The organism is Rhizobium quercicola, from assembly GCF_021168455.1.
Taxonomy (GTDB): domain Bacteria; phylum Pseudomonadota; class Alphaproteobacteria; order Rhizobiales; family Rhizobiaceae; genus Ferranicluibacter; species Ferranicluibacter quercicola.
Map to the genome: position 1 here is coordinate 184,173 of NZ_JAJOZR010000002.1, position 25,721 is coordinate 209,893.

Sequence of the window (25,721 nt, forward strand, 5' to 3'; positions counted from 1 at the left end):
CGCGCACGATCAGGTCGCGGACGCCCGCCGCGCCGCTGCCGTGATGGCCGCTTTCAGCCCGTCCGCATCATAGGGTTTGCGCAGCAGCACCGCGTCCGGCGGCGCGCCGTCCGGTGCCCGGTCGTTTCCCGTGGCGAAGACGACGCCGAGCGACGGATGGAGCGCCAGCGCTTCCGCGGCCAGCTCCGCGCCCGAGGCGTCAGGCAGGCCGAGATCGGTCACGAGCACGTCGACCGATGCGCCGGCAAGCCGCGTTCTCGCCTCCTTCGCCGTGCCCGCTTCGATGACGGCATGGCCGAAATCCTCGATGAGCTCCACCGTGTTGGCCCGGATCAGCGGATCGTCCTCGACGACGAGAACCGTCAGCGGCGCCGGCTCGGGCGCGCGCGTCACGGCAGGCGCGGGGCTGGGGACAACGGGGTCGGGACCAGCGGGAAGGGGATCGATCGGGCCGGTCGCCGGGGTGTCGGGTGCGGCCGCGGCGGAGGTCCGCGAGATCACGGCGGAGCGTTGCTTCTGGTTGGCGATGACATGGCGGATCTTTCGCGCCAGCGCCTCGCGGGTATAGGGCTTGGAGAGAAGCTCGACGCCCGCATCCAGCCGTCCGCCATGGACGATGGAGTTTTCGGTGTAGCCGGAGGTGAAGAGCACGGCGATATGCGGCAGGCGCTCCTTGGCCTTGCGCGCCATGTCAACGCTTTTCAGCGGGCCGGGCATGACGACATCGGTGAAGAGGAGGTCGATGGCTATGCCGCTTTCGACCACGCTCAGCGCGTTCTGCGCGTTGGTCGCCTTCAGCACGCCGTAACCCAGATCGCTCAGCATCTCGACGACGGTGTTGCGCACCTCGTCGTCGTCCTCCACCACGAGGATCATTTCCGTGCCGCCGACGACGGGTCCGGACTGGATCGTCACCTCGCGGTCCTCGCTGGCCGTGGCCCGCGGCAGGTAGAGCTTGACCGTCGTGCCATGGCCGACCTCGCTGTAGATCTTCACATGGCCGCCCGATTGCTTGACGAAACCATAGACCATCGACAGGCCGAGACCGCTGCCCTTGCCCTCGGCCTTCGTGGAGAAGAACGGCTCGAACACCTGCTCCAGCACCTCGGGTGCGATGCCCGATCCCGTGTCGCTGACGGCGAGCACGACATACTGGCCGGCTTCGACGTCGGCATGATGGCGGGCATAGTCGTCGTCGAGATAGGCGTTGCCCACCTCGATCGTCAGCTTGCCATTGCCCTCCATCGCGTCGCGCGCGTTGATCGCGAGGTTCAGCACCGCGTTCTCGACCTGCACCGGATCGACGAAGCTGTTCCACAGCCCGCCGGCGACGATGGTTTCCAGCTCGATCGCCTCGCCGATGGAGCGCCGCAGCAGGTCGTCCATGCCCGACATGAAGCGCCCGACATTGATGACCTTCGGCTCCAGTGCCTGCCGTCGGCCGAAGGCCAGAAGCTGGCTTGCGAGCTTGGCGCCGCGGCTGACGCCGGCCAGCGCGTTGGCGACCCGCCGCTCGGCCCGCTCGTTGCCGGCCACGTCCTTGGCGAGAAGCTGCAGATTGCCGGAGACGACCTGCAGCAGGTTGTTGAAGTCATGGGCGACGCCGCCGGTGAGTTTGCCGATGGTCTCCATCTTCTGGGCCTGTTGCAGGGCGCGCTCCGCCTGACGCCGCACGGCGATCTCCTCGCCGACGCGGGCTTCCAGCGTCTCGTTGAGCAGGCGCAGCTGCTCCTCGGCGCGCTGGCGGTGGCGGACCTGACGCTCCAGATGCACGGCATGGCGACGCAGTTCGTCTTCGGCCTGCCGCTGCTCGCTGATATCCGTGTGAACGCCGACCCACTCGCTGATGTCGCCCTGTTCGTCGAAGATGGGCACGCCGCGAATGGCGAACATCCGCCATGCGCCATCATGCCGGCGCACGCGATGTTCCCAGATGAAGGTGCGCCGGTCCGCGACGGCGGAGTTCCAGGCCTCGACGGTGGCCTGCCGGTCGTCGGGATGCACCGCATCCGCCCAGCCGTAATCCTGATAGGCCTCGTGGGGCTGCCCGGTCAGCTCGGCCCAGCCGGGCTGCTGGCCGATCATCCGGCCATCGGCACTGTTCGTCCAGAGAACCCCATGCACGGCGTGAACGGCGGCGCGAAACCGGTTGTTGCTCGCCAGAAGCTCCTTCTCGGCGCGCTTGCGGTCCTCGATGTCGATCAGCAGGATATAGATGCCGTCCACCGTGCCCGCATCCGTCAGGCGCGGCATGTAGCGCACCTCGGCCGTGCGATGATCGCCGCCCGGCCGGCGGATCACCGTATCTGTAATGATGGGCTCGCCGGAAAAGGCGCGCTCGAGATAGGAGATGCGCTTGCGATAGTATTCCTCGCCGATGATCTCGCGGATGTGCCGGCCGATGACCGCGCTCGCCGGATGGCCGAACCATTCGAGGTAGCCCTTGTTGGCGAAGCGGTAGACGTGATCGACATCGAGAAACCCGACGAGAATGGGCAGCGCATCGCTGATCCGGCTGAGCTCCGCCTGGCTTTCGGCCAGCGCCCGCACGGCCCGCACCCGATCGGTGTTTTCGAGCACCGTGCAGAGCACGCCATCGACCCCGCCCTCGTCGTCGTAGATCGGCGTGTAGAACAGGTCGAAGACGATCTCCTCCGGCCGTCCGTTCCTGTGCAGCACCATGGGCTGGTCGCGAAAGCTCTGGACCTCGCCCTTGAATCCGTTCTCCAGAACGCGGCTGTTCCAGTCCCAGATTTCCGGCCAGATCTCCGGCACCGTGCCGCCGAGCGCGCGGGGATGATAACCGCCGGCAATCTCGCGGTAGCCGTCATTGTAGATCATCACATGATCCGGACCCCACATCAGCACCTGCGGGATCGGCGAATTGATCAGGGAATTGACCTTGATCCGCAGATTGGCGGGCCAGGTGGCGATCGGACCGAGCGACGTCGAGGCCCAGTCGAAATTCCGGATACGCTGCCCGAGCTCGCCGCCGCCGAAAGGCCAGGCTGCCTTGCTGGAACCAATGCTCATGATACTCGTATCTCGCCGGGTGTGCGTAAGGGATCGGGACAGGGGAGTTCTACTGCATTTTGCCGGAAACCGGAATCATTTCTGGGTAAAAAATCCCGCGACAGCTCAACGCCTTAGAGCCCCGCTGCCGTCCAGCGGCCGTCATCTCGCACAGCCCTGTCTTGCCCGCCCGCAAAAGGTCTTCACGGCCGCTCCGGCGCCCGAAAACCGGCATCGCCGGACTGGCGGGGGAGGCGAAAGGGCCGGCCCGGATTTCTTGCCGGATATCGAGCCGGCGAACGGAACCAATATTCGGCATCAGTGTTCTCTAAAGCTCGGTCTTCAGCCGCGCAATCAGCGGGTCTTGGAGAGTCATGTGAGCACGAAAGCGACCGTTACCGCGCCTCTTCGCAAGGCGGATCTCTATCCGCCCCACGACCCCAATACGCGCAACAAGCTTTCGGGCCACGTCATCCTCATCCTGCTCGGCGCGACCGTCGTTCTCAAGGTGGGCCAGGAGATCTTCGTTCCGCTCGCGCTGTCGCTGCTCCTTACCTTCACGCTCGCCCCGATCGTGTCCTTCCTGCGCCGCCGTTCGGTGCCGAAGATCGCGGCCGTGATGATCGCGGTCGCCTCCGCCTTCTGCGCCATCGCCCTCTTCAGCGTCATCGTCGCCAGCCAAGTGTCGAACCTCGCCCAGAACATTCCGGCCTACCAGCGCAATATCGTCGTCAAGGTGCAGACGCTGGCGCAGGCCGGCTCCGGCGACGGCCTCATGAAACACCTGAGCGGCATCGTCGAGCGGGTGGGCGAGGAGATCCAGACGCGGGCCGTGGAGAGCCAGGAGGATGCGGCGGCCGCGACGCCTGCCCCGCGCGAACCCATGCCGGTCGAGATCGTCACGCGCTCCAATCCCATCCAGACGCTCGGCAACTTCATCCTGCCGCTGATCAGCCCCTTTGCGACGGCGGGCCTCGTGATCGTGCTCGTCATCTTCATGCTGCTGGAGCGCGAGGACCTGCGCGACCGCTTCATCCGGCTGGTCGGCCTCAACGATCTCCATCGAACCACCGAGGCGCTGCAGGATGCCGGCAAGCGGGTCGGCAAGTATCTGCTGATGCAGCTGGTGGTGAACGCGCTCTACGCCTTCCCGATCACCATCGGCCTCTGGATCCTCGGCATTCCCAATGCCATCCTGTGGGGTCTTCTCACGCTGGTCCTGCGGTTCGTCCCCTATATCGGTCCCGTCATCGGCATGATCCTGCCGCTGTTCCTCGCGCTCGCGATCGCGCCCGGCTGGTCGCTCGTGCTCTGGGTCGGCGCGCTGTTTCTCACGACCGAACTGATCAGCAACAATGTCGTCGAACCCTGGCTTTACGGGTCGCATACCGGCCTGTCGCCGCTTGCCATCATCATCTCCGCGATCTTCTGGTCCTGGCTCTGGGGGCCGCTCGGGCTGATGCTGTCGACGCCGCTGACGGTCTGCCTCGTGGTTCTCGGCCGCTATGTGCCGCAGTTCAGCTTTCTCGACGTGCTGCTCGGCAACGAGCCCGTACTGGAGCCGCATGAAAAGCTCTACCAGCGGCTTCTGGCGGGCGATCCGGACGAGGCGACGGCCAATGCGGAAGACTATCTGGAAGACGAATATCTGCTCGACTATTACGAAAAGGTCGGCATGCCCGCGCTTCTCCTCGGCGAGGTCGATCGGCAGCGCGGGGTGATGACGGATGCGCAGGTCGAGCGCTTCTCGGGCAGCGTTCGGTCGCTGGTCGACAATCTCTCGGAGATCGCCGACGAGGAGGAAAGCGAGGAGGAGGGCTCGAGCGACGAGGACGCCCGTGACGGGGCGGAGAAGGCCGGCGAGGACGCCGATCTGCCGGACGGCACGGGACATTCGCTGCTCTGCATCGGCGGGCGCGGAGAGATCGACGACGCGGCCGCCGCCATGCTCGCCCAGCTTCTCGAGATCCAGGGTGCCGACGCTGCCAGCATTGCGCATTCCACGACAGACATGCGGATGTTCGGGGATAGCGATAGGATCGACACCGTCGTCTTCACTTTCCTCAACGGAAACTCCAAGACGCATGCCCGCAATCTCGTCCGCCGCCTCAAGCGCATGAAGCCGGACCTACGGGTCGGTCTCTTCGTGCCGCTGGCCAATGGCCAGGACCATCCGCGCCTGACGCTGGAGGATACGAATGCGGACTTCATCGCGCTGACGCTGGCGGATACCGTCCGCTCGGCCCTGACCGAGACCGGCCCGGTGCCGCTGATGACGATCACGCGCAAGCTCGGCCGCCCGCGCATCCGTCTGGCGAAGACGGCCTGACGAGCGGTCGGCGCTGCGATCAGGGCGAAAGCCCGGCGCAGCGTGCGGTGTTGCGGATGTGCGCTTCCATTTCCTGGCGCGCCGCTGCGGCATCGTTGTTCCGCAGCGCGGCGATGATCCGGCGATGTTCGGCGATCGAGTGGCGCATGCGTTCGGGATCGGTGATCGGAATCGGCTGGCGCTGCGTTTCCGTCACCTGGTCTCGCACGGTCTGATAGAGCGCCTTCAGCATGGCGTTGGAACAGGCGGAGACGATCGTGCCGTGAAAGGCGAGGTCCGCCTCGACATTGGACAGGAGATCCTGCCGCGCCCAGCATTCCTCCATGGTCTGCGTCGCCGTCTCCATCCGGTCGAGCTGCAACTGCGTCAGGCGGCCGGCCGACAGCCGCGCAATCTCGCCCTCCAGCAGGATGCGCGTCTGGAAGACGTCGAACACCGAATAGCTGTCGGAATAGCGCCACGGGGCCATGTGGCCGGATGCGCTCGTCGTACCGTTCGCCGCCGCGGTCGCCACGAAGGTGCCACGCCCGGCTTCCGTCTTGAGGAGGCCGAGCGTTTCCAGCGTCAGCAGCGCCTCGCGCAGGGAGGCGCGGCTGACGCCGAGCGTCTGCGAGAATCCGCGCTGCGAGGGGATCTTCTCCCCCGCCTTCAACGTGCCGTTCCGGATCATCGCCTGGATCTCGCGAGCGACCGACTGCGGGACGAGCGTCTTGTTCAACATGAAAACCCCAATTCGAACCCCCAAGCCCCATGGCACCGCCCGCGACCGAGCCCTGAGCGCTTCGCTCCGTCGCTGGCAACCGACATCTCGACGTTGCCGTGCCCACGGCCGACATCCGTGACGGATGCCCAATCTATTTTCTTCCCAGCCATTGCCAAGCGGAAAGCATCGTGCTTCTTTGGCCTGACTGGTCTGACCAGTCAGGCCACTGTAGATTGAGTCATGTTCAAATAACAAGGGGAACTCTCATGAAACGCACGAACACTCTCAAGACAACGCTTCTCGCCGGTGTGCTCGCCGCCTTCGGCACGGCCGGTGCCTTCGCCGCCGATCTGACCGTCGGCGCCAATATCGGCAACGTGCCGTGGGAATTCGAGGATGCGAGCGGCAAGGTCACCGGCTTCGAGGTCGATCTGGTCAACGAGATCGCCAAGCGTCTCGGCAAGACGGTCGAGTTCGTCAACACGCCGTTCAACGGCCTCTTCCCGGCCGTGCAGTCCGGCCGCATCAACATGGCGGTCTCCTCGATCACCATCACCGAAAAGCGCCTGGCCTCCGTCAGCTTCGCCCAGCCCTATTACGACAGCGACCAGTCGCTGACCGTCACCGCCGCCTCCGGCATCAAAGGCCTGAAGGACATGAGCGAAAAGGTCGTCGGCGTCGATACCGGCTCGACCGGCGACATGTGGGCCGATGCGCACAAGGCCGAGTACAAGCTCGGCGACATCCGTCGCTTCGAAGGCCTGCAGCCCGCCATGCTCGACCTCGTCGCCGGCCGCGTCGACGGCTACATCTCCGACATCCCGGCGCTGCTCTACTACGTCAAGGACAAGCCGGAGCTGAAGGTCGTCGAGCGGATCCCGACCGGCGAGAAATACTCGATCATGTTCAACAAGGGCGACCCTCTCGCCGTCGAGGTCAACGACGTGATCACCAAGCTCAAGGGCGAAGGTTTCATCGCCAAGCTTCACGAGACCTGGTTCGGTGCCAAGGCCGAGGAGACGACCTCGACCGTCGCCGTTCTGGACATGCCCAAGGCCAAGTAAGCCGCAACCGCACCGGCAGGATCGCACAAAGGTCCTGCCGGATGCCAGGGAGCCGTCTCGGCCATGAACCTCCTCAATACGTTCTTCAACATGCAGGTGCTGGCGGACAGCCTGCCGCAGCTCATGTGGGGCCTTCTGGTCACGCTGCAGATCGGCGTCACCAGCATTCTCTGCGGTCTTGCGGGCGGCCTGTTCCTCGCCATTGCGCGGCTCTATGCGCCGGCTTTCTTCAAGCTGCTGATCCGTATCTATATCGATATCTTCCGCTCCATTCCGCTGCTCGTTCTCCTGATCGTCATCTATTACGCGCTTCCCTTCGTCGGCATCCGCCTGTCGCCCTTCCTCTCCGCGGTCGCGGCCCTGTCGCTGGTGTCGGCCGCCTATACGGCGGAGATCTTCCGCGCGGGCATCGAGGCCATTCCGCATGGCCAGTTCGAGGCGTCGGCCGCGCTCGGCCTCTCCAACCGGCACACGATGATCGACGTTATCCTGCCGCAGGCCGTCCGCATCGTCATTCCGCCGCTCACCAACAATTGCATCAACGTCATGAAGGACACGGCGCTCGCCTCCGTCGTCGCCATGCCGGACCTTCTGAAACAGGCGACGCAGGCGCAGGCCCTCTCGGCCAATCCGACGCCGCTGATCGGTGCCGCCATCATCTATGTTCTGCTGCTCTGGCCGATGGTCGCCGTCGTCGCGCGCCTCGAAAAGCATTTCGCCCGGGGGAAACGCTGATGAGCCCGCCCATCTCCACCCCCGATGCCGCGATCATCTCCATCCGCGGCCTCACCAAGGCCTATGGCACATTCACCGTTCTCCACGGCATCGATCTCGATATCGCCGAGGGCGAGGTCGTTTGCGTCATCGGTCCGTCCGGCTCCGGCAAGTCAACGCTGATCCGCTGCATCAATCATCTGGAAGCCTTCTCCGCCGAGAGCACGATCACGGTCGATGGCATCCGCGTCGCCCCCGGTCCGTCTCTGGCCAAGGTGCGGGCCGAGGTCGGCATGGTGTTCCAGTCGTTCAACCTCTTCCCCCACATGACGGTGCTGAAGAACGTCATGCTCGCGCCCATGCGGGTGCGGGGCACGACGACGCCGGAGGCGGAGCGCAAAGCGCGTGAATTGCTCGCCCGCGTCGGTATCGGCGAACAGGCGGAGAAGTTTCCGGCCCAGCTGTCCGGCGGCCAGCAGCAGCGCGTGGCCATTGCCCGGGCGCTTGCCATGGAGCCGCGGGTGCTGCTCTTCGACGAGCCGACATCCTCGCTCGACCCGGAAATGGTGGGCGAGGTGCTGGACGTGATGCGCAAGCTCGCCGGCACCGGCGTGACCATGATCATCGTCACGCACGAAATGGGTTTCGCCCGGCAGGTCGCCGACCGCGTCATCTTCATGGACGGCGGACGGCTGGTGGAAGCCGGCACGCCCGCGCAGATCTTCGACAGCCCGCGGCAGGAGCGCACCCGCAGCTTCCTGCGCGCTGTCCTCAACCACTGAACAAGAAACGGACGGAGGACACCCCGAATGGCCAACACGACGCCGCTCGATCTCGATTATGTGCGCAGCCAGTTTCCAGGCCTGGCGAAAGGCTGGGCCTTTTTCGACAATGCCGGGGGATCGCAGATCCTCAAGGGCGCGATTGAGCGCATCAACACGTTCCTGATCGACAAGAACGTGCAGATCGGCGGCTCGTACGACGTCTCGCAGGAGGCCGCTCGCGCGCTCTACGAGGCACGCACAGCCGCCATGCATCTCGTCAACGCCCATCGCCCGGAAGAGATCGTCTTCGGCAGCTCGACGACCGCGCTTCTCCAGAATCTCGCGCGGGCCATGCAGAGCCAGCTTTCGCCCGGCGACGAGATCGTCATCACGGTCAGCGACCACGAGTCCAATATCGGCCCCTGGGACCGGTTGCAGGCGGCGGGCATCGTGCTGAAGATCTGGCCGCTGAACACGGAAACGATGACGCTCGATCTGGCCGATCTCGCGCCGCTGATGACGGAGCGCACGAAGCTTGTCTGCGTCACCCACGTCTCCAACATCCTCGGCTCGGTCAATCCGATCCGCGAGATCGCCGATTTCGTGCATGCGCGGGGCGCGCTTATCTGCGTCGATGCCGTCGCCTATGCGCCGCACCGCGCCGTGGACGTGCAGGCCTTCGATGCCGACTATTACGTCTTCAGCCTCTACAAGACCTACGGGCCGCATTACGCGCTGATGTACGGCAAATACGACCTGCTGCTGGAGCTCGACACGATCTACCACTACTTCTACGGCAAGGACAAAGTTCCGGGCAAGCTGGAACCCGGCAATCCGAACTACGAGCTCGCTTACGCCACCTGCGGCATCGTCGATTATCTCGCCACGCTCGGCGAACAGGCCGGCGAGACCGGCTCGACCCGGCGGAAGATCGAGGCCGCCTTTGAGGCGATCACGGCGCAGGAGAATGCGCTGGCCGAGCGGCTCCTCGCCTATCTCCGGGCGCGCAACGACTGCCGCATCGTCGGGCAGGCCACCAACCGGAACGACACGCGGGTGCCGACCATCGCCTTCCGCTTCGATGGCCGCGATGCCGGCGCGCTCTGCAAGGCGATGGACGCGGAGAAGATCGCCATGCGCTTCGGCGATTTCCACTCGCGCCGCCTTGCCGAATATCTCGGCCTCACCGACCATGGCGGCATGTTGCGGGTCTCCATGGTCCACTACAACACGCTGGACGAGGTCGATCGCTTCACGGCAGCCCTCGACCGCATCCTTGCGGGCGATGCCGGGCTGGCAAAGGCAAGCTGAACATAGGGAAAAGGAGAGAGCGATGCGCTTCGACACGGTGATCCGCCATGGAACGGTGGTGACGGCCTCCGATACGTTCAAGAGCGATATCGGCATCCGCGACGGCCGCATCGTGGCCCTTGCGGCCGAGCTGACGGACGCCGACGAGATCATCGATGCGACCGGTCTCCTCGTCCTTCCCGGCGGCATCGACAGCCATGTGCATCTCGACCAGCCCTCCGGCGACGGCATCGTCATGGCCGACGATTTCGACAGCGGCACGCGCTCTGCCGCCATCGGCGGCAACACGACCGTCATGGCCTTCTGCATGCAGGAGAAGGGCCAGTCGCTGCGCGAGGCCCTGAAGATCTATCATGCGAAGGCGCAGGACAAATGCCATGTGGACGTGTCGTTCCACATGGTCATCACCGACCCGACGCCGGAGGTGCTCGGGCAGGAGGTGCCGGCACTGGTCGAAGACGGCTATACCTCGATGAAGGTCTTCATGACCTATGAGGGCCTGCGCCTGCGCGACGACGAGATCCTCGCCACCCTCGACACGGCGCGGCGCACCGGTGCGCTCGTCATGGTCCACTGCGAGAACGAGGATGCCATCCGCTACCTCATCGGCCGTCACGAGGAGGAGGGGAAGTTCGCCCCGAAATTCCACGCGACGACCCGGCCGGTCGCGGCCGAGCGCGAGGCGACGCACCGCGCTCTGTCGCTTGCCGAAATCGTCGATGTGCCGATCGTGATCGTCCACGTCTCCAATCGCGAGGCGATGGAGGAGATCCGCCGTGCCCGCCAGCGCGGCCAGAAGATCGCGGGCGAAACCTGCCCGCAATATCTCATGCTGACGGCGGACGATCTCGACCAGGATGCGCTCGAAGGCGCGAAATACGTCTGCTCGCCACCGCCGCGCGACAAGGCGAGCCAGGACGCCTGCTGGGAAGGCCTCGAACAGGGCGTCTTCGACCTGTTCTCCTCCGACCATTGCCCCTTCCGCTTCGATGATCCCGAAGGCAAGCTGAACGAGAAGGGCAAGCGCCATTTCCGCTGGATTCCGAACGGCATTCCGGGCGTCGCCACGCGCCTTCCCATCCTCTTTTCCGAAGGCGTCATGAAGGGCCGCATCGACCTCAACACCTTCGTCGCGGTGACGGCCACCAACCACGCCAAGCTCTATGGCCTCTATCCGCGCAAGGGCACCATCGCCATCGGCGCGGATGCCGATCTCGCGCTCTGGGACCCGGAAAAGCGCACGACGCTCACCAACGACCTGCTGCATCACGGCGCCGACTATACGCCTTACGAAGGCCTCGACATCCGGGGCTGGCCGATCCGCGTCATGCTGCGCGGCCGGACGATCGTCGAGGACGGCGAGCCTGCCGGGGACGACACGCCGACAGGCACCTATCTGTCGAGGGGCAAGTCCGCGCTGGTCCGGTCAGTGGGGGCCGATGCAGCCGCGATGGATCGTTCAGACTGAACCTGACGGACTCAGTGATCGCGATTGGCGACGAAGGCGGCGGCGTCGATCAGCGTTTCCGCCGCGTCGCCATAGGGTGAAAGGAGGGCGCTGGCCTCTGCCACCAGACGCGCGAGTTCGGCCTCGGCCCAGTCGGTGCCCCGGCGGGCGACCAAAGTCGCCTTGCCGCGGGCTTCGTCCTTGCCGGTCGCCTTGCCCATGGTCCGAGCGTCCGCCTTGAGGTCGAGCAGGTCGTCTGCAAGCTGGAAGGCGCGGCCGATGCGTTCGCCGAACTGGCGCAGGCGCGCGCGGTCCTCGGCGCCCGTGCCCGAGACGATCGCGCCGGCTTCGCAGGCAAACCGGATGAGCGCTCCGGTCTTCATGGCCTGGAGGGTGACGATGCCCTGTTCGTCGGGGGCGGCCGTTTCCGCTGCCAGATCGAGCGCCTGCCCGCCGGCCATGCCGCCGAGGCCCGAGGCGCGGGCGAGCGCGAGCACGAGCGCCGTCTTCACGGCATCGGGGAGCGTGGTTTCGGGCCCGGCCAGGATGTCGAAGGCAAGGGTCAGCAGGCTGTCGCCGGCGAGGATGGCATTCGCCTCGCCATAGGCGATGTGGACCGTCGGCTGGCCGCGGCGCAGGTCGTCGTCGTCCATGGCCGGCAGATCGTCGTGGACGAGGGAGTAGCAATGCACGCATTCGAGAGCGGCGGCGACCCGGATGGCGGCGTGCGCGTCTCCGCCGAACAGCGCCGTGCTTTCCATCACCAGAAAGGGGCGCAGCCGCTTTCCGCCGTTCAGCACGCCATGGCGCATGGCGGCGAGCAGTGCGGGCGGACGGGCGATCTCGTCGGGCGCGACCGCGTCGCTCAGGAGCGCTTCGAGGCAGGCGGTGACCTGGTCGGCACACCGGCGAAGTTGGGTATCGAAGGTCTGGGCAGCGGCGTTCATGGCGGCTCTTTGGCATGCGCGTGCGGCGTGTTCAATAAATTTCACCCGGAAGCGCGTCTCGACCGGGGACAGCGGTGAAAAGGACGTTCAAATCCGCCCGATCTTAGACTATGACGGAAAGCGCGGATGGGGCGGCGGACGGGTTGATCAGTCGGGACGATCAGAGTTGGGATATCGTACCCGAACCACGTGAGCCAGAATCGCGGGGGCAAGACCTCCGTCAGCGCCCGCTCGCGGAAACGTGGGAGCCGGAGACCGCGGATGTCGGTCCGGCGAGCCCCGAGCCTCAGAGGAACGAGGTTCGCGCCGAAGACGCGCCCGTGCACGACGATGTCCGGTCGGATGCCGCACGACAGGACATGCGGGGTCCGCAGACAGGTGGAGATGAGGAACTGCCGTCAAACGCCAAACGAGGCATGTTCGCGCGGATCAGGCGCCGGTGGCGCCAGCTTCTCGTCATCGCGGTCGTCCTCTTCCTGCTGCCCTATGCCCTGATCATCCTCTATTCGCCGAATTTCGTGCATCCGGTCTCCTCGCTCATGCTGCGCGATCTGGCCCTTCTGCGCGGCTACGATCGGCAATGGGTGCCGTTCGAGAAGATTTCGCCCAATCTCGTGCAGTCGGTGATGATGTCGGAAGACGGGCAGTTCTGCATGCATGCCGGCGTCGACTGGGTGCAGATGCGCGGCGTGGTCGATGATGCACTGGAAGGCGAGCAGACGCGCGGCGCGAGCACCATCCCCATGCAGACGGCGAAGAACCTGTTTCTCTGGAACGGCCGGTCCTTCGTGCGCAAGGCGATGGAACTGCCGCTGGCGCTCGCGGCCGATTTCGTCTGGACCAAGCGGCGGCTGATGGAGATCTATCTCAACATCGCCGAATGGGGCCCGGGCATCTATGGCGCGGAAGCCGCGGCCCAGCATCATTTCGGTGTGCCGGCCTCCAAGCTGACGCGGCGTCAGGCGGCGCTTCTGGCGGTGTCCCTGCCCAATCCCATCGACCGCAATGCCGGCAAGCCGGGCCGCGGCCTGCGGCGGCTGGCCTCCATGATCGAGCGGCGCGCCGGGGCGTCCGGCGAATACATCAAGTGCCTTTATCCCTGAAATCACGGCTTTTCATTGGATGGGCTCCCCAGGGTCTGCTCTAAGCGTGAGCAGAGACCGGAGAATTGAGCATGAGCGACCTCGTCCTGTATGTCGGCAACAAGAACTATTCCTCCTGGTCGCTGCGGCCGTGGCTCGCTCTCAAGGGCTGCGGCGTGCCGTTTGCCGATGTCGTCATTCCCTTCGATTTTCCGAATGGCAATCCGCGCTTCCGGGAAATCTCTCCGACGGGCCGGGTGCCCGTTCTGCACCATGGCGCGGTTCGCGTGTGGGAATCGCTCGCGATCATCGAATATGCCGCCGAGCTCTTCCCGGAGGCCGGCCTGTGGCCGGAGGATCGGGTCGATCGGGCCACGGCCCGCAGCCTCTCAATGGAAATGCTGGCGGGGTTCCGCGCGCTTCGCGGGGCCTGCCCGATGAACATCCGCCGCCCGGTCGGCGCGATCGCCCTGCCGGAGGGGGTGATGGAGGATGTCGCGCGGATCGAGACCATCTGGGCGGACGCGCTGGCCAGATCCGGCGGGCCGTTCCTGTTCGGCCGGTTCACCGCTGCGGATGCGATGTTCGCTCCGGTCGTCAACCGGCTGGAGATCTATGCGCTGACGCATAATCCGGTGTCGCTCGCCTATATGGCTGCCGTCAAGGCGCATCCGGCCTTTCTCGCCTGGCAGACGGATGCGCTGGCGGAAACCTGGGTCGTGCCGGAAGACGAAGCCTGAGCGTGCCGTTTTCGAAAGTTCGCAATGCCTGGGCAAAAAAAACCTGTGGGGTCTGGCCAAGATGGCATCCGGCATGTATAAGCCCGGCCAATTCCGAGATTGAAACGCCTTCATCCCGGCCCGTTCAACGGTCCGCAGACTGGTGGTTTCCCCCGATACGTGGAGTGTTTGAAATGGCTGTTCCTAAGAGAAAAACGAGCCCGTCGAAGCGCGGCATGCGCCGTTCCGCAGACGCGCTGAAGACCCCGACCTACATCGAAGACAAGAACTCCGGTGAACTGCGTCGCCCGCATCACATCGACATGAAGACCGGCATGTACCGCGGTCGTCAGGTTCTGACGCCGAAGGCAAGCTGATCGTCTTCCCGTCCCGCAGGTGCCCTCTGGGCGAGGCTGCGGACGGGTGGTCGAGACGACCGACATTCAGGAAAAGGCTGGCCGTCGCGCCGGCCTTTTTCGCGTTTCGGTGATGCCGGTATCCTGCCTATCGGTCGCAGGTCCATCGCGCAAAGCCGGCCGCTGCCTTGATTGCCGCACATCGCTGGTTCATACCGGCGGCGAGGCCTTGCACGCGGGCCGACGATGTCGCCAGCCCCAGGAACCATGACATGCTCGCTTCCATCCCGCTCCTGATCCTGCCGTTCGCGCTCTACAACCTCGCCATGACGGGGGCTCTCGGGGCGGGCGGTGTCGCGGTGTTCGAGGAGACCGTGACGAGCCTTGCGATGCTGTCCGGTGCCACGTGGCGCATGAGCGTCGGCGATCTCCTGATCGTCGGCAGTCTCGTTCTCCTGTTCGTGGAGATCCTCAAGGCCACCCGAACGAGCGCCAAGACGCTGGTCGATCACATCCTGTCGATGGTGCTCTTCATCGTCTTTCTGGTCGAGTTTCTGCTGGCGGCGGGGGCGGCGACCGACGTCTTCTTCATCCTGATGGCGATCAGCTTCATCGACGTCATCGCCGGCTTCACCATCTCGATGCGCACTGCCGGGCGTGACGTGTCGATCGGGCTCTGACGGCTCCGGCAGGGGAACAAGGGACGGCAAGCCGATGGAACCGCCGTCCGTTCCGACGGACGCGTGATCTCAGGTCAGATTCTCGAGCTTGCTCTGGAGCGCGCGCAGCTGCTCCTTCAGTTCGTCGATGTCCTTGGCCTCGGCCTTGCGCGGTTCGCGCACCTGCGGGGCTGCGGCCATGAAGGGCGAAAACATCTGCATGGCCTGGTGGAACATCTCGGTGTTGCGCTTGACCTGTTCCTCGACCAGTTGCAGCGGCACCTGAAGGTTCTTGCTCAGAGGCGTATCGCCGAAGGCCTTGCCGATCTGCTCGCGCATCTGCACCTGCTGATCGGTGAAGGCCTGCATGGAATGTTCGAGATAGCTCGGCACGACCGCCTGCATCTGGTCGCCGTAAAAGGCGATGAGCTGGCGCAGGAAGGAGATCGGCAGGAGCGTATTGCCGGTCTTGCTTTCCTGCTCGAAGATGATCTGCGTCAGGACGGAATGGGTGATGTCCTCCCCGCTCTTGGCGTCCTGGACGTTGAACTCCTCCCCCTTCTTGACCATGACCGCGAGATCGTCGAGCGTGACGTAGGTGCTCGTTCCCGTGTTGTAGAGCCGGCGGTTGGCGTATTTCTTGATAACGATCTGCCCGTCTTGCTTCGCCATCAGGGTCTCCTCCCCAAATTGCTGTTTTTATAGCATTTCATGAGGATATGCGGAAATCGCGCCATAAGACAATCTCTTTGTGCGCTGCAGTGATCACGCTCGCGTAACGACGTGCAGCTTTCCCCCACTTACACTTTGACTTGCGCGCGAACCTCGTTCAGTCTTGGCTCACGAAGGGGTCTCGCCAGCCGGATCCGATTGCATTCTCAGGGAGGAGACCGTGATGAGCACACCATCCATCGTCATCGCCAGCGCGGGCCGGACGGCCGTCGGCGCGTTCAATGGGTCCTTTGCCAATACGCCGGCCCACGCGCTCGGTGCCGCCGTGATCAAGGGTGTTCTGGCGCGCGCCGGCCTCGAGGCGGCCGAGGTGGACGAGGTTATCCTCGGGCAGGTGCTTTCGGCAGGCGAGGGGCAGAACCCGGCGCGGCAGGCGGCCATGAAGGCGGGCGTGCCGCAGGAGAAGACGGCCTGGGGCATGAACCAGCTCTGCGGCTCCGGCCTGCGCGCGGTCGCGCTCGGCATGCAGCAGATCGCCACCGGCGACGCGTCCGTCATCGTGGCCGGCGGCATGGAGTCCATGTCCATGGCGCCGCACTGCGCGCATCTGCGCTCGGGCGTGAAGATGGGCGACTTCAAGATGGTCGATACCATGATCAAGGACGGCCTGACGGACGCGTTCCATGGCTACCACATGGGCGTGACCGCCGAAAACATCGCCAAGAGGTGGCAGCTGTCGCGCGACGATCAGGACCAGTTCGCCCTCGGCTCGCAGAACAAGGCGGAAGCCGCCCAGAAGGCCGGCCGCTTCGTCGATGAAATCATTCCCTTCGTCGTCTCCACGCGCAAGGGCGACGTGACCGTCGACAGCGACGAGTATATCCGCCATGGCGCGACGATCGAGAGCATGGCGAAGCTGCGCCCGGCCTTCGACAAGGAAGGCACCGTGACCGCCGCCAATGCCTCCGGCCTCAATGACGGGGCGGCGGCAACGCTTCTGATGAGCGAGCAGGAAGCCGCGCGCCGCGGCATCACGCCGCTTGCCCGCATCGCCTCCTGGGCGACGGCCGGCGTCGATCCGCAGATCATGGGCACGGGCCCGATCCCGGCGTCGCGCAAGGCTCTGGAGAAGGCCGGCTGGTCCGCATCCGATCTCGATCTCGTGGAAGCCAACGAGGCCTTTGCCGCGCAGGCCTGCGCCGTCAACAAGGATCTTGGCTGGGACACCTCGATCGTCAACGTCAACGGCGGTGCGATCGCCATCGGCCATCCGATCGGCGCCTCGGGCGCGCGCATCCTCAACACGCTGCTGTTCGAGATGAAGCGCCGCGGCGCCAAGCGCGGCCTTGCCACGCTCTGCATCGGCGGCGGCATGGGCATCGCGCTCTGCGTCGAGGGTCTTTGAGGAGGGCTCTTTGCGACAAGGCCGGCACCGAGCCGGCCATTTCCTTTCATCGCTGTCGGCCGGGATCATACGAGATACGTTGAAGATAAGAACAATTGAGGGAGGACGTGCATGAGCAGGGTTGCCTTGGTAACGGGTGGAACGCGCGGCATCGGCGCGGCCATTTCGATTGCGCTCAAGGGTGCCGGTTATCGCGTGGCGGCGAACTATGCCGGCAATGAGGAAAAGGCGCAGGCCTTCTCCGACGTCACGGGCATTCCGGTCTTCAAATGGGACGTCTCGGACTATGCGAGCTGCGCGGCAGGTGCCGCCACGATCGAGGAGGCGCTCGGGCCGGTCGAGGTTCTCGTCAACAATGCGGGCATCACCCGTGACGCCATGTTCCACAAGATGACGCCGTCGCAGTGGAACGAGGTCGTGAACGTCAACCTGAACGGCCTCTTCAACATGACGCATCCGGTGTGGTCGGGCATGCGGGACCGCAATTTCGGCCGCGTCGTCAATATCTCCTCGATCAACGGGCAGAAGGGCCAGATGGGCCAGGCCAACTATTCCGCCAGCAAGGCCGGCGACATCGGCTTCACCAAGGCGCTCGCGCAGGAAGGTGCCGCCAAGGGCATCACCGTCAATGCCATTTGTCCCGGCTATATCGGCACGGAGATGGTGCGCGCGGTGCCGGAAAAGGTGCTGAACGAGCGGATCATCCCGCAGATCCCCGTCGGCCGGCTGGGCGAGCCCGAGGAGGTGGCACGCTGCGTGGTGTTCCTCGCCTCCGACGATGCCGGCTTCATCACCGGTTCGACGCTGTCGGCGAATGGCGGGCAGTTCTTCGTCTGAGAAATCGCGTCCATCGCGCCGCGACGGACGGTCTTTTTGCCCGCGCGGCCTTGTGTTTCCTGTGCCGCGTGGTCATGTGTGTCGCGCTGCGGACGCTTTGCCGTTTGCCGCCCATACAATGCGCAAGGTCTGAAACGTGCCTGACCAACCGATGATCTTGAGTGGCCGCGGCGTGATCGCGGTCCTCGGCCCGACCAACACCGGCAAGACGCATTATGCGATCGAACGCATGGTCGCGCACGAATCCGGCGTCATCGGCCTCCCCTTGCGCCTTCTCGCCCGCGAAGTTTACACGCGGGTCGTCGAGCGTGTGGGCGCGCACAATGTCGCGCTCGTCACCGGCGAAGAAAAGATCACGCCGCATCTCGCCCGCTATTCCGTCTGCACCGTCGAGGCGATGCCGCGCGAGACAAAGGCGGCCTTCGTCGCCATCGACGAGGTGCAGCTGGCCGGCGATCTGGAGCGCGGGCACATCTTCACCGACCGGCTCATGCATCTGCGCGGACGGTCTGAGACGCTGCTCCTCGGCGCCTCCACCATGCGCCCGATCCTCGAACATCTCCTGCCGGGCATCACCATCGTCGAGCGTCCGCGCCTGTCGCAGCTGCTTTATGCCGGCTCCAAGAAGATCACGCGCCTGCCGCAACGCTCGGCAATCGTCGCGTTTTCGGCCGACGAGGTCTATGCGATCGCCGAGCTGATCCGCCGCCAGCGCGGCGGGGCCGCCGTCGTGCTCGGCGCGCTCAGCCCCCGCACGCGCAATGCGCAGGTCGCGCTCTACCAGGCAGGCGAGGTCGAGTATCTGGTCGCGACCGATGCGATCGGCATGGGTCTCAACCTCGATGTGGACCATGTCGCCTTCGCGCAGGACCGCAAATATGACGGCTACCAGTTTCGCAACCTCAATCCGGGCGAGCTGGCCCAGATCGCGGGACGGGCCGGGCGGCATCTGCGGGATGGAACGTTCGGCGTCACCTCGCGGGTCGAGCCCTTCGACGACGACCTCGTGCACCGCATCGAGCAGCACCAGTTCGATCCGGTGCGGGTGCTGCAGTGGCGCTCCAAGGCGCTCGACTTCACCTCGGTGACGACGCTGAAGAAGACGCTGGAAACCCCGCCCGCCGTTCACGGCCTGACGCGGGCGCTGCCGGCGGTCGATCAGCAGGCGCTCGAATTCCTGACGACGCTTCCCGAGGTCAAGGCGCTCGCGACGAACGCACAGACGGTGGAAAAGCTCTGGGAGGCCTGCGCGCTTCCCGATTACCGTCGGATCGCGCCGGCGCAGCATGCCGATCTGATCGCCAGTATCTATTCCGACCTCGTCCGGCGCGGCACCGTCAACGAGGATTTCATGTCCGAGCAGGTGCGCCGGGCAGACCATACGGACGGGGAAATCGACACGCTGTCGGCGCGAATCGCGCAGATCAGAACGTGGACCTATGTGTCGAACCGGCCCGGTTGGCTTGCCGATCCGACACACTGGCAGGAAAAGACGCGGGAAATCGAAGATCGATTGTCCGACGCGTTACATGAACGGTTGACGAAACGGTTCGTTGACCGCAGGACATCTGTGCTCATGAAGCGGCTGAGAGAGAATGCGATGCTGGAAGCGGAAATCAGTGTGAATGGCGATGTCTTCGTGGAAGGACATCATGTGGGACAACTCACCGGTTTCCGGTTCGTGCTGGCCACCACGACGGACGGGCTGGATGCCCGCGCCGTGCAGGGAGCGGCCCAGAAGGCGCTGGCGCTGGAGTTCGAAGCCCGCGCCGCACGTCTGCACGCTGCCGGCAATGCCGATCTGGCGCTGTCGTCCGACGGCCTCGTGCGCTGGCTGGGCGATCCCGTCGCGCGGCTTGCGGCCAGCGACCACATCATGCGGCCGCGCGTGCTCCTGCTGGCCGACGAGCAGCTGCAGGGTGCGGCGCGCGATCACGTCTCCGCCCGCATCGAGCGCTACGTCAATCACCACATCGCGACCGTGCTCAAGCCGCTCGACGATCTGTCGCGTGCCGAAGACCTGCAGGGTCTCGCCAAGGGCCTCGCCTTCCAGCTGGTCGAAAGCCTCGGCGTCCTCTTCCGGCGCGATGTCGCCGAAGACGTGAAGTCGCTCGATCAGGAAGCCCGCGCCTCCATCCGCCGCCACGGCATCCGCTTCGGTGCCTATCACATCTTCATGCCGGCGCTCCTGAAGCCGGCGCCTGCCGAACTCATCACGCTCCTCTGGGCGCTGAAGAACGACGGTCTCGACAAGCCCGGTTATGGCGACCTCATTCCGGTTCTCGCCGCCGGCCGCACGTCGATCGTCACCGATCCGTCCTACGAGCGCATGTTCTACAAGCTTGCCGGTTTCCGTTTCCTCGGCAAGCGCGCGGTGCGCATCGACATTCTCGAGCGCCTCGCCGATCTCATTCGCCCGCTCCTGCAGTGGAAGCCGGGCACGACCGCGCGGCCGGACGGCGCCTATGACGGCCGCCGGTTCACGACCACGACGGCCATGCTGTCGATCCTCGGCGCCACGCCCGACGATATGGAAGAAATCCTCAAGGGTCTCGGCTATCGCGCCGACAGCGTGAAGCCGGAGGACGCCGCAGCGTTCCTCGGGGCACAGGCCCCGGCAGCCGGCAGTGCCGCGCCGAAGGCGGAGGCCGAGGCAGCCGAGCCTGCAACGAGCGACGCCCAAGCATCGGACGATGCCGCTCCTGCATCGGACGATGCGGCCGCGGTGGAGGCGGTTTCCGACGCGGGTGCGGCTGGCGATGTCGCGACCGAGGAGACGGCTGTCGAGGCGGCACCTGCCGACGACACCGAATCCGTTTCGGAGGCACCGGCGACCGACGATGCCCTTGCCGCCGAGGAGACGCCCGTTTCCGAAGAGGCGGCCGAGCCTCTGCCGGTCGAGGCATCTGCCGACGCGTCGGACGCCGTGGCAAGCGAGGCGCCCGAAGCCGAGGTGAAGCCCGTGCTTCTCTGGCGTCCGGGTGGGCGCAGCGACAATCAGCGCCAGGGCGAACGTCGTCCCGGACAGCGCGATGCCCGCAATGGCGATCGCCGCGGCGGCAACCGTCCCGGACAGGACAAGGCAGCGTCCGCACCGACCGACGGTTCCGCGCCGGCCCAGGGTCGCCGCGACGAGCGTGACGGCGAGCGCAAGGCTGGCGGCGGCCGTCCTGACGGCGGACGTCCGGACCGCAACCGCGGTCGCGACGGCAAGCCGGGAGAGGGCGCACGCCCCGACCACAAGGGCGACCGTGGCGAGCGCCGCGACCGCAACGACCGGCCGGGCGGCAAGCCCTCCGGCAGCGGCCATGGCAAGTCTCAGGCGCCGGCCACCTTCGAGGCCCGCCCGCCGCGCAAGGACAAACCGATCGATCCGGATTCGCCCTTCGCCAAGCTCGCTGCTCTCAAGGAGCAGATGAAGAAGTAGGAGCCGCGACGTCATGGCCGAACAGGAGATTACGCCCACAGAGGCTGCCTCCCGCCAGCGCCTCGACAAGTGGCTGTTCTTCACGCGTCTCACAAAGTCCCGCTCGATCGCCCAGAAGGCGATCGAGGGCGGCAAGGTCCGGGTCAACGACCAGCGTGTCACGCAGCCCTCGCATGCTCTGAAGACCGGCGACGTGGTGATGCTGTCGCTCGACCGGCGGGACGTGACGGTGCGCATGCGCCATGGCGGCAGCCGGCGCGGCCCTTTCGAGGAAGCGCGGTTGCTCTACGACGATCTGACCCCCGTGCCCGTTCCCGGAGAGCGCCTGACGCCCTTCGAACAGGCGACGCGGGAGCCGGGCAGCGGCCGCCCGACCAAGCGCGAGCGCCGGGAGACCGACCGCTTGCAGGACGGGTGGGACCTGGGCGACGAGGAGTAAAATCCTCCGTTCGCGCGCCCTCGATTGGAACGCAAGAGCCTTGCAAAGGTTGGGCAAAGCCGTTACCTCACGCAGCAACACCTGGGAATGCCGAGGGGCGACGTGCGCCGCGGCCCGACGATCGGGCTGAAGCGCCGTCGGGCTCGCGCAGGCCCCGGCTGCAGGCCGGCGCAACGAGGCACCGGACCATGCGGTTCTTCTGACGATCGGGCCCATCGGGCCGAAGCTGTATGATCCTCGCTCACCCCAAGGCTTCCCAAGCGCCCGGGTTCGAGACGAGACCGACTGGAGTGAGAGCATGACCTACGTCGTCACCGACAATTGCATCCGCTGCAAGTACACCGATTGCGTCGAGGTGTGCCCGGTCGACTGCTTTTACGAAGGCGAGAACTTTCTGGTCATCCACCCGGACGAATGCATCGACTGCGGCGTCTGCGAGCCGGAATGTCCGGCCGGCGCGATCAAGCCCGATACGGAGCCGGGCCTCGACATGTGGCTCAAGGTGAACGCCGATTTCGCGACACAATGGCCGAACATCACGATCAAGCGCGACGAGATGCCGGAAGCCAAGGAAATGGACGGGATTGAAGGGAAGTACGAAAAGTTCTTCTCGCCCAACCCGGGTCAGGGCGACTAAGGTCGCCAGGCCGCGCGTCCCGCAGCGCGTGATTCGATAACGGTCTCCCCAGGGGAAACCGGCACGCCGTTTTGAACGACACGCGGCGAAGCTTGCCTGTGGCTTAAGCAAAACATTGATTTCGGCAGATTTTTGTGGTAGGGTCCGGATACTGATCCACATCGTGGCACTTTTGCGTGCCCGAAACCATCACGAAAGCAAATTCTCCTTCGCCACGGTTCATGTCTCCATGCAACGTCCGTTGCTTGCGTGTGGTCTGTTCGCCGAAGCGTTTGAATTCGTTTGGTGCGTTTCAGTAAGGAGTGACCCGCAGGATGCCCGTCCATCCCGGGCCTGACTGACCCGACCCCGGCCCATGCCGGGAGCGTAACAGGGAGTTTTTGAAACGAATGACGACCCAGCAGAAAAAATCCTCCACGCGCCATGGCTTCAAAACCGGTGAATCGATCGTTTATCCGGCTCATGGTGTTGGACAAATCGTCGCGATCGAAGAGCAGGTTGTCGCCGGCATGTCGCTCGAACTGTTCGTGATCGATTTCGACAAGGACAAGATGCGTCTGAAGGTGCCGGTTGCCAAGGCCGTCAGCATCGGCATGCGCAAGCTGTCGGAAACGGATTTCGTCGAGCGTGCGTTGAAGGTCGTCCAGGGCAAGGCTCGCGTCAAGCGGACCATGTGGTCGCGCCGCGCGCAGGAATATGATGCCAAGATCAATTCCGGCGACCTGATCGCCATCGCGGAAGTCGTTCGCGACCTGTACCGTGCCGAGAACCAGCCGGAGCAGTCCTATTCCGAACGGCAGCTTTACGAAGCCGCTCTCGACCGGATGGCTCGTGAAATCGCCGCCGTCAACAAGATGTCCGGCACCGAGGCCGTGCGTCTCGTCGAAGCAAACCTTGCCAAGGGTCCCAAGCGCGGCAAGACGGTCGATGAAGACGAAACTCAGGAAGAAGAAGCCGCATAAGCGTCTCACCTTCTTTCCGTTCAAAAACCCTGCCTTGCGAGAGGCGGGGTTTTTTTATGCCTGGGTCTCTGGGCACACCGGGGCTGTCCCTGGGCCGGCTGTTGTCATCCCTCTGGTCTCCACAGGCGGAAAGAGGCTCTGGAGGCCCTTCAGGGCGCGCAGGGAGGCATCGGCGCCCATCGGGCACAACCACGGTCATCCCGACCTGTCGCGGCCTCGGCGCGGACGTGCGAGAGGAGCGCGACCGTGAGCCTTGGACATGAAAAAGCCCCGCCTTTTGCAAGGCAGGGCTCCGTCGTCAGTTCGGGTCCGATGCCTTTAAGCGGCGGCGCCCTTGCCGCCCTTGCCGAAGCGCTTGCGGTCGTTGGCGTCGAGGTAGGTCTTGCGCAGACGGATGTTCTTCGGCGTGACTTCCATCAGTTCGTCGTCCTGGATCCAGGAGAGCGCGCGGTCGAGCGTCATGCGGATCGGCGGGGTCAGGCGAACGGCTTCGTCCTTGCCGGCCGAACGGATGTTGGTGAGCTGCTTGCCCTTCAACACGTTAACCTCGAGGTCGTTGTCCCGGCTGTGGATGCCGATGATCATGCCGGCATAGACCTTTTCGCCCGGCTCGATGATCATCGGGCCGCGGTCTTCCAGGTTGAACATGGCGTAGGCCACGGCTTCGCCGGACTGGTTGGACAGAAGAACGCCGTTGGTGCGCCCGCCGATTTCGCCCTTGAAGGGCTGATAGTCATGGAACAGACGGTTCATGATCGCGGTGCCGCGGGTGTCCGTCAGCAGTTCCGACTGGTAGCCGATGAGGCCGCGCGTCGGGGCGAAGAACTTGAGGCGGACGCGGCTGCCGCCGGAGGGACGCAGCTCGGCGAGTTCGGCCTTGCGCTCGGACATCTTCTGCACGACGACACCGGAATGCTCTTCGTCGACGTCGATCACGACCTCTTCGATCGGCTCCAGAACGTTGCCGTCCTCGTCCTTGTGCATGACGACGCGCGGACGCGACACGGCCAGCTCGAAGCCTTCGCGGCGCATGGTTTCGATCAGAACGGCCAGCTGCAATTCGCCGCGGCCGGAGACGAAGAACGAATCCTTGCCTTCGGATTCCTCGATCTTCAGCGCGACGTTGCCTTCGGCTTCCTTGAACAGACGGTCGCGGATGACGCGCGAGGTGACCTTGTCGCCTTCGGTGCCGGCCAGCGGGCTGTCGTTGACGAGGAAGGACATGGTGACGGTCGGCGGGTCGATCGGCTGGGCTTCCAGCGCTTCGCTCACCGACGGGTCGCAGAAGGTGTCGGCAACCGTGCCCTTGGACAGGCCGGCGATGGCGACGATATCGCCGGCATGGGCTTCATCGATGGCGGTGCGCTCGATGCCGCGGAAGGCGAGAATCTTGGAAATACGGCCGGTCTCGACCACCTTGCCGTCCTGGCTCATGACCTTGACCGACTGGTTCGGCTTGATGGAGCCGGAATGGATGCGACCGGTGATGACGCGTCCGAGGAAGGGGTTGGCTTCCAAGAGCGTTCCGATCATGCGGAACGCGCCGTCTTCGTCGCCGACGCTCGGCTCCGGCACGTGCTCGAGCACGAGGTCGAGCAGCGGCGCGAGGCCCTGATCCTTCGGACCTTCCGGGTTGACGTTCATCCAGCCGTCGCGGCCCGAACCGTAGAGGATCGGGAAGTCGAGCTGCTCGTCGGTCGCGTCGAGGTTGGCGAACAGGTCGAAGACTTCGTTGATGACCTCTTCGTGGCGGCCGTCCGGACGGTCGATCTTGTTGATCGCGACGATCGGGCGAAGGCCGACCTTCAGCGCCTTGGAGACCACGAACTTGGTCTGCGGCATCGGGCCTTCCGAGCTGTCGACCAGAACGATGGCGCCGTCCACCATCGACAGGATACGCTCGACCTCGCCGCCGAAGTCGGCGTGGCCGGGGGTGTCGACGATGTTGATGCGAACGCCCTTCCACTCGATCGACGTCGCCTTGGCCAGGATGGTGATGCCACGTTCTTTTTCAAGATCGTTGCTGTCCATCATGCGCTCGACGGTGCGCTGGTTGTCGCGGAACGAGCCGGACTGCTTCAAAATCTCGTCAACAAGGGTCGTTTTCCCATGGTCGACGTGTGCGATGATCGCGATATTCCGCATTTTCATGGTTTTGGGTATCCGGGGGCTCGGGGCGTGTCTTGGGAACGCCGCAACTGCATTGCCCGGGCTCTTACATGTTTTTTTGCAAAT

General features: G+C 64.9%; 21 protein-coding genes. 16 read left to right on the plus strand and 5 right to left on the minus strand.

Going from position 1 to position 25,721, the window contains the following annotated elements; genetic code table 11:
- Positions 1 to 9: 9 nt before the first annotated feature.
- Positions 10 to 3,033, minus strand: a complete 3,024-nt coding sequence (locus LRX75_RS04310; RefSeq protein WP_231812215.1) for a PAS domain-containing protein — start codon at positions 3,031 to 3,033, stop codon at positions 10 to 12.
- 355 nt (positions 3,034 to 3,388) lie between these two features.
- On the opposite strand from LRX75_RS04310, the gene LRX75_RS04315 reads away from it, so the two are divergent.
- A complete protein-coding gene (locus LRX75_RS04315) occupies positions 3,389 to 5,341 on the plus strand; it encodes an AI-2E family transporter (protein ID WP_420851146.1) in 1,953 nt (650 codons plus the stop codon).
- 19 nt (positions 5,342 to 5,360) lie between these two features.
- On the opposite strand, the gene LRX75_RS04320 is transcribed toward LRX75_RS04315, so the two are convergent.
- The gene (locus LRX75_RS04320) at positions 5,361 to 6,062 is read right to left on the minus strand and encodes a FadR/GntR family transcriptional regulator (RefSeq protein ID WP_231812217.1); all 702 of its coding nucleotides are present in this window, start codon (positions 6,060 to 6,062) and stop codon (positions 5,361 to 5,363) included.
- Between the two features lie 248 nt (positions 6,063 to 6,310).
- On the opposite strand from LRX75_RS04320, the gene LRX75_RS04325 reads away from it, so the two are divergent.
- From LRX75_RS04325 to hydA, 5 genes are all read left to right on the plus strand, one after another.
- Positions 6,311 to 7,108, plus strand: a complete 798-nt coding sequence (locus LRX75_RS04325) for a transporter substrate-binding domain-containing protein (RefSeq protein WP_231812219.1) — start codon at positions 6,311 to 6,313, stop codon at positions 7,106 to 7,108.
- A 63-nt stretch (positions 7,109 to 7,171) separates the two neighbouring features.
- On the plus strand, positions 7,172 to 7,843 hold the full coding sequence (locus LRX75_RS04330) for an amino acid ABC transporter permease (RefSeq protein ID WP_231812221.1): 672 nt from the start codon (positions 7,172 to 7,174) through the stop codon (positions 7,841 to 7,843).
- Positions 7,843 to 8,604, plus strand: coding sequence for an amino acid ABC transporter ATP-binding protein (locus LRX75_RS04335; RefSeq protein ID WP_269456055.1), 762 nt, complete (start codon positions 7,843 to 7,845; stop codon positions 8,602 to 8,604). The genes LRX75_RS04330 and LRX75_RS04335 overlap by 1 nt, the downstream gene beginning before the upstream one ends.
- A gap of 27 nt (positions 8,605 to 8,631) precedes the next feature.
- Positions 8,632 to 9,897, plus strand: coding sequence for a cysteine desulfurase-like protein (locus LRX75_RS04340; protein ID WP_231812223.1), 1,266 nt, complete (start codon positions 8,632 to 8,634; stop codon positions 9,895 to 9,897).
- A gap of 22 nt (positions 9,898 to 9,919) precedes the next feature.
- A complete protein-coding gene (gene hydA / locus LRX75_RS04345; protein ID WP_231812225.1) occupies positions 9,920 to 11,365 on the plus strand; it encodes a dihydropyrimidinase in 1,446 nt (481 codons plus the stop codon).
- 11 nt (positions 11,366 to 11,376) lie between these two features.
- On the opposite strand, the gene LRX75_RS04350 is transcribed toward hydA, so the two are convergent.
- On the minus strand, positions 11,377 to 12,291 hold the full coding sequence (locus LRX75_RS04350) for a polyprenyl synthetase family protein (RefSeq protein ID WP_231812227.1): 915 nt from the start codon (positions 12,289 to 12,291) through the stop codon (positions 11,377 to 11,379).
- A 416-nt stretch (positions 12,292 to 12,707) separates the two neighbouring features.
- Here LRX75_RS04350 and mtgA point away from each other — a divergent pair, with 416 nt between their 5' ends.
- From mtgA to LRX75_RS04370, 4 genes are all read left to right on the plus strand, one after another.
- Entirely contained in the window at positions 12,708 to 13,394 is a 687-nt protein-coding gene (mtgA, locus tag LRX75_RS04355; RefSeq protein ID WP_231812229.1) for a monofunctional biosynthetic peptidoglycan transglycosylase, read from the plus strand.
- 71 nt (positions 13,395 to 13,465) lie between these two features.
- A complete protein-coding gene (locus LRX75_RS04360; protein WP_231812230.1) occupies positions 13,466 to 14,113 on the plus strand; it encodes a glutathione S-transferase family protein in 648 nt (215 codons plus the stop codon).
- 173 nt (positions 14,114 to 14,286) lie between these two features.
- Positions 14,287 to 14,469, plus strand: a complete 183-nt coding sequence (gene rpmF / locus LRX75_RS04365; protein WP_062477634.1) for a 50S ribosomal protein L32 — start codon at positions 14,287 to 14,289, stop codon at positions 14,467 to 14,469.
- Between the two features lie 251 nt (positions 14,470 to 14,720).
- Positions 14,721 to 15,128, plus strand: coding sequence for a hypothetical protein (locus LRX75_RS04370; protein ID WP_231812232.1), 408 nt, complete (start codon positions 14,721 to 14,723; stop codon positions 15,126 to 15,128).
- Between the two features lie 69 nt (positions 15,129 to 15,197).
- On the opposite strand, the gene phaR is transcribed toward LRX75_RS04370, so the two are convergent.
- The gene (gene phaR / locus LRX75_RS04375) at positions 15,198 to 15,779 is read right to left on the minus strand and encodes a polyhydroxyalkanoate synthesis repressor PhaR (RefSeq protein WP_113149843.1); all 582 of its coding nucleotides are present in this window, start codon (positions 15,777 to 15,779) and stop codon (positions 15,198 to 15,200) included.
- Positions 15,780 to 16,002: 223 nt separating this feature from the next.
- On the opposite strand from phaR, the gene LRX75_RS04380 reads away from it, so the two are divergent.
- The 6 genes from LRX75_RS04380 to LRX75_RS04405 all read left to right on the plus strand — a co-directional run bounded on the left by LRX75_RS04380 (position 16,003) and on the right by LRX75_RS04405 (position 23,486).
- Positions 16,003 to 17,184: an acetyl-CoA C-acetyltransferase gene (locus LRX75_RS04380; RefSeq protein WP_231812234.1), complete on the plus strand. Its 1,182-nt coding sequence runs from the start codon at positions 16,003 to 16,005 to the stop codon at positions 17,182 to 17,184.
- A 111-nt stretch (positions 17,185 to 17,295) separates the two neighbouring features.
- Positions 17,296 to 18,021 carry a beta-ketoacyl-ACP reductase gene (gene phbB / locus LRX75_RS04385; RefSeq protein ID WP_113149841.1) on the plus strand — a complete coding sequence of 242 codons (726 nt, stop codon included), beginning with the start codon at positions 17,296 to 17,298 and terminating at the stop codon, positions 18,019 to 18,021.
- Between the two features lie 151 nt (positions 18,022 to 18,172).
- Entirely contained in the window at positions 18,173 to 21,448 is a 3,276-nt protein-coding gene (locus LRX75_RS04390) for a helicase-related protein (protein WP_231812236.1), read from the plus strand.
- A 13-nt stretch (positions 21,449 to 21,461) separates the two neighbouring features.
- On the plus strand, positions 21,462 to 21,887 hold the full coding sequence (locus LRX75_RS04395; protein WP_231812238.1) for an RNA-binding S4 domain-containing protein: 426 nt from the start codon (positions 21,462 to 21,464) through the stop codon (positions 21,885 to 21,887).
- 298 nt (positions 21,888 to 22,185) lie between these two features.
- A complete protein-coding gene (gene fdxA / locus LRX75_RS04400; RefSeq protein ID WP_110729830.1) occupies positions 22,186 to 22,524 on the plus strand; it encodes a ferredoxin FdxA in 339 nt (112 codons plus the stop codon).
- A 389-nt stretch (positions 22,525 to 22,913) separates the two neighbouring features.
- Positions 22,914 to 23,486 (plus strand): CarD family transcriptional regulator, encoded by a 573-nt coding sequence (locus LRX75_RS04405; protein ID WP_092989597.1) that lies wholly within the window; start codon positions 22,914 to 22,916, stop codon positions 23,484 to 23,486.
- A gap of 318 nt (positions 23,487 to 23,804) precedes the next feature.
- Here LRX75_RS04405 and typA read toward each other — a convergent pair whose 3' ends face one another.
- On the minus strand, positions 23,805 to 25,637 hold the full coding sequence (typA, locus tag LRX75_RS04410) for a translational GTPase TypA (protein WP_092930901.1): 1,833 nt from the start codon (positions 25,635 to 25,637) through the stop codon (positions 23,805 to 23,807).
- Between the last annotated feature and the right edge of the window lie 84 nt (positions 25,638 to 25,721).

Coding starts and splice junctions, on each gene's coding strand:
- LRX75_RS04310 (WP_231812215.1), bottom strand. CDS start 3,033: ATGAGCATTGGTTCCAGCAAGGCAGCCTGGCCTTTCGGCGGCGGCGAG.
- LRX75_RS04370 (WP_231812232.1), top strand. CDS start 14,721: ATGCTCGCTTCCATCCCGCTCCTGATCCTGCCGTTCGCGCTCTACAAC.
- LRX75_RS04335 (WP_269456055.1), top strand. CDS start 7,843: ATGAGCCCGCCCATCTCCACCCCCGATGCCGCGATCATCTCCATCCGC.
- LRX75_RS04325 (WP_231812219.1), top strand. CDS start 6,311: ATGAAACGCACGAACACTCTCAAGACAACGCTTCTCGCCGGTGTGCTC.
- hydA (WP_231812225.1), top strand. CDS start 9,920: ATGCGCTTCGACACGGTGATCCGCCATGGAACGGTGGTGACGGCCTCC.
- LRX75_RS04395 (WP_231812238.1), top strand. CDS start 21,462: ATGGCCGAACAGGAGATTACGCCCACAGAGGCTGCCTCCCGCCAGCGC.
- LRX75_RS04405 (WP_092989597.1), top strand. CDS start 22,914: ATGACGACCCAGCAGAAAAAATCCTCCACGCGCCATGGCTTCAAAACC.
- LRX75_RS04340 (WP_231812223.1), top strand. CDS start 8,632: ATGGCCAACACGACGCCGCTCGATCTCGATTATGTGCGCAGCCAGTTT.
- LRX75_RS04330 (WP_231812221.1), top strand. CDS start 7,172: ATGAACCTCCTCAATACGTTCTTCAACATGCAGGTGCTGGCGGACAGC.
- phbB (WP_113149841.1), top strand. CDS start 17,296: ATGAGCAGGGTTGCCTTGGTAACGGGTGGAACGCGCGGCATCGGCGCG.
- LRX75_RS04350 (WP_231812227.1), bottom strand. CDS start 12,291: ATGAACGCCGCTGCCCAGACCTTCGATACCCAACTTCGCCGGTGTGCC.
- LRX75_RS04320 (WP_231812217.1), bottom strand. CDS start 6,062: ATGTTGAACAAGACGCTCGTCCCGCAGTCGGTCGCTCGCGAGATCCAG.
- LRX75_RS04380 (WP_231812234.1), top strand. CDS start 16,003: ATGAGCACACCATCCATCGTCATCGCCAGCGCGGGCCGGACGGCCGTC.
- mtgA (WP_231812229.1), top strand. CDS start 12,708: ATGTTCGCGCGGATCAGGCGCCGGTGGCGCCAGCTTCTCGTCATCGCG.
- LRX75_RS04390 (WP_231812236.1), top strand. CDS start 18,173: ATGATCTTGAGTGGCCGCGGCGTGATCGCGGTCCTCGGCCCGACCAAC.
- LRX75_RS04360 (WP_231812230.1), top strand. CDS start 13,466: ATGAGCGACCTCGTCCTGTATGTCGGCAACAAGAACTATTCCTCCTGG.
- typA (WP_092930901.1), bottom strand. CDS start 25,637: ATGAAAATGCGGAATATCGCGATCATCGCACACGTCGACCATGGGAAA.
- phaR (WP_113149843.1), bottom strand. CDS start 15,779: ATGGCGAAGCAAGACGGGCAGATCGTTATCAAGAAATACGCCAACCGC.
- fdxA (WP_110729830.1), top strand. CDS start 22,186: ATGACCTACGTCGTCACCGACAATTGCATCCGCTGCAAGTACACCGAT.
- rpmF (WP_062477634.1), top strand. CDS start 14,287: ATGGCTGTTCCTAAGAGAAAAACGAGCCCGTCGAAGCGCGGCATGCGC.